The sequence below is a fragment of the Microbacterium sp. 69-10 genome (genome assembly GCF_001897945.1).
Classification (GTDB): domain Bacteria; phylum Actinomycetota; class Actinomycetes; order Actinomycetales; family Microbacteriaceae; genus Microbacterium.
This window is the reverse complement of the sequence record NZ_MKRT01000019.1, coordinates 138865-143722: the sequence shown is the minus strand read 5'-3', so window position 1 is coordinate 143722 and position 4858 is coordinate 138865. Positions and strand designations below refer to the sequence as shown.

7 protein-coding genes and 1 pseudogene are annotated in these 4858 nt (G+C 70.1%); 4 read left to right on the top strand and 4 right to left on the bottom strand.

All coding sequences use genetic code 11. The annotated features are described in order from the left end of the window. Positions 1–923, bottom strand: a 923-nt coding sequence (locus BGN97_RS08225; RefSeq protein WP_292699932.1) for a 2-hydroxyacid dehydrogenase, incomplete at its 3' end; no start/stop codon positions are given. 231 nt (positions 924–1154) lie between these two features. On the opposite strand from BGN97_RS08225, the gene BGN97_RS08220 reads away from it, so the two are divergent. Together BGN97_RS08220 and BGN97_RS08215 are read left to right on the top strand one after the other, a co-directional pair. Next, positions 1155–1343 (top strand): hypothetical protein, encoded by a 189-nt coding sequence (locus BGN97_RS08220; RefSeq protein ID WP_292699930.1) that lies wholly within the window; start codon positions 1155–1157, stop codon positions 1341–1343. Positions 1344–1381: 38 nt separating this feature from the next. Beyond that, positions 1382–1813 (top strand): DUF1761 domain-containing protein, encoded by a 432-nt coding sequence (locus tag BGN97_RS08215; RefSeq protein ID WP_292699929.1) that lies wholly within the window; start codon positions 1382–1384, stop codon positions 1811–1813. A gap of 165 nt (positions 1814–1978) precedes the next feature. Here BGN97_RS08215 and purQ read toward each other — a convergent pair whose 3' ends face one another. Together purQ and purS are read right to left on the bottom strand one after the other, a co-directional pair. Next, positions 1979–2686: a phosphoribosylformylglycinamidine synthase subunit PurQ gene (purQ, locus tag BGN97_RS08210; protein ID WP_292699927.1), complete on the bottom strand. Its 708-nt coding sequence runs from the start codon at positions 2684–2686 to the stop codon at positions 1979–1981. Further along, positions 2683–2931 carry a phosphoribosylformylglycinamidine synthase subunit PurS gene (gene purS / locus BGN97_RS08205; RefSeq protein WP_285629749.1) on the bottom strand — a complete coding sequence of 83 codons (249 nt, stop codon included), beginning with the start codon at positions 2929–2931 and terminating at the stop codon, positions 2683–2685. The genes purQ and purS overlap by 4 nt, the downstream gene beginning before the upstream one ends. 382 nt (positions 2932–3313) lie before the next feature. Here purS and BGN97_RS08200 point away from each other — a divergent pair, with 382 nt between their 5' ends. After that, positions 3314–3988: a MerR family transcriptional regulator gene (locus BGN97_RS08200; protein WP_292699925.1), complete on the top strand. Its 675-nt coding sequence runs from the start codon at positions 3314–3316 to the stop codon at positions 3986–3988. 8 nt (positions 3989–3996) lie between these two features. On the opposite strand, the gene BGN97_RS08195 is transcribed toward BGN97_RS08200, so the two are convergent. Then, positions 3997–4554 carry an adenine phosphoribosyltransferase gene (locus BGN97_RS08195; RefSeq protein ID WP_292699923.1) on the bottom strand — a complete coding sequence of 186 codons (558 nt, stop codon included), beginning with the start codon at positions 4552–4554 and terminating at the stop codon, positions 3997–3999. A 36-nt stretch (positions 4555–4590) separates the two neighbouring features. Between BGN97_RS08195 and BGN97_RS08190 the strand changes: the two are divergent. After that, positions 4591–4858, top strand: a pseudogene (locus tag BGN97_RS08190) (family 1 glycosylhydrolase); the annotation flags it as partial.

Genomic DNA, 4858 nt, shown 5'->3' with positions numbered 1-4858 from the left:
AGGACGATGTTCAGCGGGGCTTCGCCCGCCAGCATCCGCTCGATCTGGTTGCGCACGAGCCGCGCCATCCGCGGGTTCATCGCGGTGGCCGCACCCCCGTTGTGCGGCGAGATGATCAGGTTCGGCGCCTTCCAGAGAGGATGCCCCTCCGGGAGCGGCTCCTGCTCGAAGACGTCCGAGGCCGCACGGATCCTTCCCTCCTGCAGGGCCTGGAGGAGGGCATCCGTGTCGACCAGTGGCCCGCGCCCGACGTTCACCAGCAGCGCGTCCGGCGCCATCCGCGCGATCATGGCCGCGTCGAACAAGTGGTGCGTCTCCGCGTTCCCCGGCAGGCTCAGGATGACGATCTCGGCATGCGGGAGCAGCGCCGGCAGCTCGTCGATGCCGTGCACGGCTATGTCGCCGAGCCCCTCGACCTGCTCGGTGCGGGCGCTGCGCGCCAGGGCGGTGATCGTCACCTCGAAGGGCGCCAGGCGCTGGGCGATGGCCTTGCCGACCCCGCCGAAGCCGACCAGCAGCACTCGTCGGTCGGCCAGGCTGTCGGCGAACACAGGCGCCCACTCCCCGCGCTGCTGCGCGGCCGCGAAGCGCGGGAACTGGCGCTGAGCGGCGATCATCAGCCCGACGGCGAGCTCGGCGGTCGCCGTCTCATGCACACTCGCCGCATTCGCGAACGGGATCCCCGCCGGCAGGATCTCCTCGACCCCGTCGTACCCGATCGACTGGCTCTGCACGAGCCCCACGCTGAGGCCCTCGAGCGCTTCCAGCGAGCCCGTCGAGCCCATGTACGGTGGGACGACGATGTCGATACGATCCGCCGGGGCCGGAGACCGCATGTCCCAGACCCGAAGGTCGACGCCGGCCGGCACCTCCCCGATGTTCGTGGCAAGACGTTCGTTGGGCACGGTGACGAGAAGCGGCATGGTTCGACGATAGACCCGGCACCGCGGGAATCATCCGAGCAGAGGCGTCGTCACTATCGATGACCATCATCTGCTTCGGCGCCGGCGGGATCCTGCTGTTCGCCTCGCCCGAGTTCCTGAGCCGCACCGGCGAGGAACCGGAGCGCGGTGGCGGCGTGATGCTGATGCTCATCGGCATCGGGATGCTGGTGCTGCTGATCAACCTGATCCGCTCGTTCGCCAGCATGAACGGTGATGCAGCAGTACGCATCCCGCACCGACGGGCACCCGGCGAACCCCGGGGCGGTGGTGAACGACCTGAAGATCCTGAGCATCGCTCGGCGCGCGCGCCGAGGCGAGCTCTCGGCAGACGAGATCGCCGCCCTGCAGCAACTGCGACCGGACGTTCCCTATCCGGGGACCATGCCCGGGAGAGGCTGACCTCGGAGTACGCTGAGCGGCAGAGCGAGGAGGCTCCCATGACGGTTCCCGAGATCAACTACTGGGCTGTGCTGATCGCGACGGTGTCGAGCATGATCGTGGGCGCGATCTGGTACGCGCGAGGCGTGATGGGCACGCGCTGGGCGGCGCTCGCGCACGTCGACCTGGACAGGCCGTCGCGCGGCCCGCTGTGGCCGATGATCACGACGGTGATCGTGAGCTTCATCACCGCGTGGGTGCTGGCCGGCGCGGCCACCATCGCGCAGAACTTCTACACCGGCTCGTACTTCTGGGCGTCGCTCGTCACGGCGGTCACGCTGTGGGCGGGATTCACGGCGGCGCGGTTCATCACGCACGACGCCTTCGAGGGCCGCTCGACCCGGCTGACCACGCTGAACATCGCCCACGAGCTCGTCACCGTGGTCGTGATGGCGATCATCATCGGCGTCTGGCCGCCCGCCGGCATCTGAGCCGGGCGTTTCGCGGGAACACCTGCACGATCCGGGAACGGATGCACGACCGAATCGCGGATGCCTTCGTGCAGGCGTTCCCGCGTCGTGCATCCGTATCCGTCTGCAACGGCGAAGGCGGATGCCGGGCAGGGCCCGGCATCCGCCTCGAAGTGTCTGCGAGCGTTACGCCGCGACGGCCGCCACGGCGGCGATCGCGCTGGTGAAGAAGCCCAGGCCGTCGACGCCGGAGCGCATGGCGTCCGCAGTGTCCGGACCGAAGCCGGGCTCGGTGGCGTGCTCGGGGTGCGGCATGAGGCCGACCACGTTGCCGCCCTCGTTCGTGAGGCCGGCGATGTCGCGGAGCGAGCCGTTCGGGTTCACGCCCGCGTAGCGGAACGCCACCAGGCCCTCGCCCTCGAGGCGGTCGAGCGTGTCATCCGCGGCGATGTAGCCGCCCTCGCCGTTCTTCAGCGGGATGACGATCTCCTGGCCCTGCGTGAACTCGCTGGTCCATGCGGTCGTGGCGTTCTCGACCGTGAGCTTCTGGTCGCGGCGCACGAAGTGCTGGTGGTCGTTGCGGATCAGGCCGCCGGGCAGCAGGTGCGCCTCGACGAGCATCTGGAAGCCGTTGCAGATGCCGAGGATCGGCATGCCCTTCGCGGCGGCGTCCTTGACCTCGGCCATGATCGGCGAGAGCGCGGCGATCGCGCCGGAGCGCAGGTAGTCGCCGTAGCTGAAGCCGCCGGGCAGGACGAGCGCGTCCACGCCCTCGAGGTCGTGCGAGCCGTGCCAGAGGGCGACGGGCTCGGCGCCGGCGATGCGCACCGCGCGCTGCGCGTCGCGGTCGTCGAGCGAACCGGGGAAGGTGATGACCCCGATGCGTGCGGTCACTGTGCGACCTCGACGCCCACGACGTCCTCGATCACGGAGTTGGACAGCACGTCCTCGGCCACGCGGCGGGCCTCGGCGAGCAGCTCGTCGGTTACCTCACCGTCGACGGTGAGCTCGAAGCGCTTGCCGATGCGGACCTGGCTGAAGCCCTCGACTCCCAGCCGGGCGAAGGCGCCGGAGACGGCCTTCCCCTGCGGGTCGAGCAGTTCGGCCTTGGGCATGACGTCGACGACGATGGTGGGCATACCCATGATTCTAGGCGATCGCGCGAAGCGCGAGCGCACGATCCCGGTTGCTGAGCGAGGAGCGCAGCGACGAGTCGAAGTGCCAGGAACGCGCGGGAGGGAACAGGAAAGAGTCTACCGCCCGCCGACCGGCCTCCCGCCCCGGGGGAGACGGATGCCGAGTTCGACGGGCGGTAGGAGGGCCCGGGCGGTCTCGCACCCCTCAGTGTGTCCGCCCGGGCCGCAGTCGAGGTTTCCCCAGTCCTCATTCAGCTCACGAGTGACCCCCCAATCGAGAGCAGTCCCCTCCCCAGCAGGTTAGAGTCTTCGCACGGCCTGCGCATCGTGGAGAGCGCATCTGCACCCCACTCTCCAAGGTGCGGGCATGGGGGAGGGGATGGACGTGAAGCTCAGCAGGCTCGCGGCGAGCAGCGGTGTCAGCACCACCACGATCAAGCACTGGATCCGGGTGGGGATCATGCCTCCGGGGCGTCTCAAGAACGCCACCACGGCGGTGTACGAGCAGCGGCATGTCGATCGGGCCCGGCTCATCCTCGTGCTGCGCGACGTGTACGGGGCGTCGATCACCTCGATCCGCTCGCTGACCGACCTCATCGACACCCCGGGGGTGCTCACGCTGGACGTGATGAACGCCTGTCAGGCCTTCGCGCTCGGCGTCCCGGAGGGCATCGCCGACGACCCGGCGTACGCCGACTTCCGGGAGCGCACCTACGAGCTGATGCGCCGCCGCGACTGGCGCGGCTATCCCGGGGCGGCCGAGCGCGGCCTCACCTTCGCGCTCGCACAGGCATCCGAGGTCGGTCTCGACTACGACGTCGACGAGCTGATGGAGTACGCGGACGCGCTGGAACCGCTGGCCGGCGGCAATGTCGCGGCCCTCGGGCCCGAGGGGTCGGCCGATGAAGTGGCCAGGCGGATGCTGCTGGCCGTCAACGCCCGCGCACGGCAGCTGGTCGCCGTGAGCAGCCTGGCGCACGCCGCGGCATCCGTCCGCTCCGCGATCGAGGCGGGCCGAGCGCCCGCCGACATCGCGAAGCCGCCCGCGGCGCGCGGCTGAGGCACCCGTCAGGAGGAGCGGAAAACCGTGTGCAGGTCGCCGATCACCTCGCGCCCGCCGAGTCCTTCGATCTCGAACAGCACGCTGATGCCGGCCACCGTGTAGCCGAGGCTCTCGATCAGCTTGCGACCGGCGGCGAGCGTGCCGCCGGTGGCCAGCACGTCGTCGATCAGCAGGATCCGGGTGCCGGCCGGGAGGTCGTCGTGCATCTCGATCGTCGCGGTGCCGTACTCGAGGGCGTAGTCGACGGCCGCTGCGGGCTGCGGAAGCTTGCCGGCCTTGCGGATCGGCACGAAGCCGACGCCCGCGGTGATCGCGGCGGCGCCGGCGAGGATGAACCCGCGCGCCTCGACACCGGCGACCACGTCGAAGGAGCCGGCGAACGGCTCGACGAGCGCCTCGGTCGTGGCGTGCAGCGCACGGGCGTCGGCCAGCAGCGGGGTGATGTCGCGGAACAGGATTCCGGGCTGCGGGTAGTCCGGGATCGAACGGATCAGGGACTCGGCGCGCGCCAGTTCGGGATTCACCAGCCAAGGGTACCGGACCCACCTCGGAGCGACATGCATGGGAGCGCTCCCAGCCAGTCGTGGCATCATAGGAGGATGACCCGATCCTTCCCCGGCGACTTCCTGTTCGGCGCCGCGACGGCCGCCTATCAGATCGAGGGCGCGGCCTTCGAGGACGGACGCACCGCGTCCATCTGGGACGCGTTCGCCCGCGTGCCCGGCGCGGTCGTGAACGCCGACAACGGCGACATCGCCTGCGACCACTACCACCGCTACCGCGACGACGTGGCGCTCATGAAGGAGCTCGGGCTGCAGACCTACCGGTTCTCCACGTCGTGGTCGCGCGTGCGGCCGGACGGCGGCC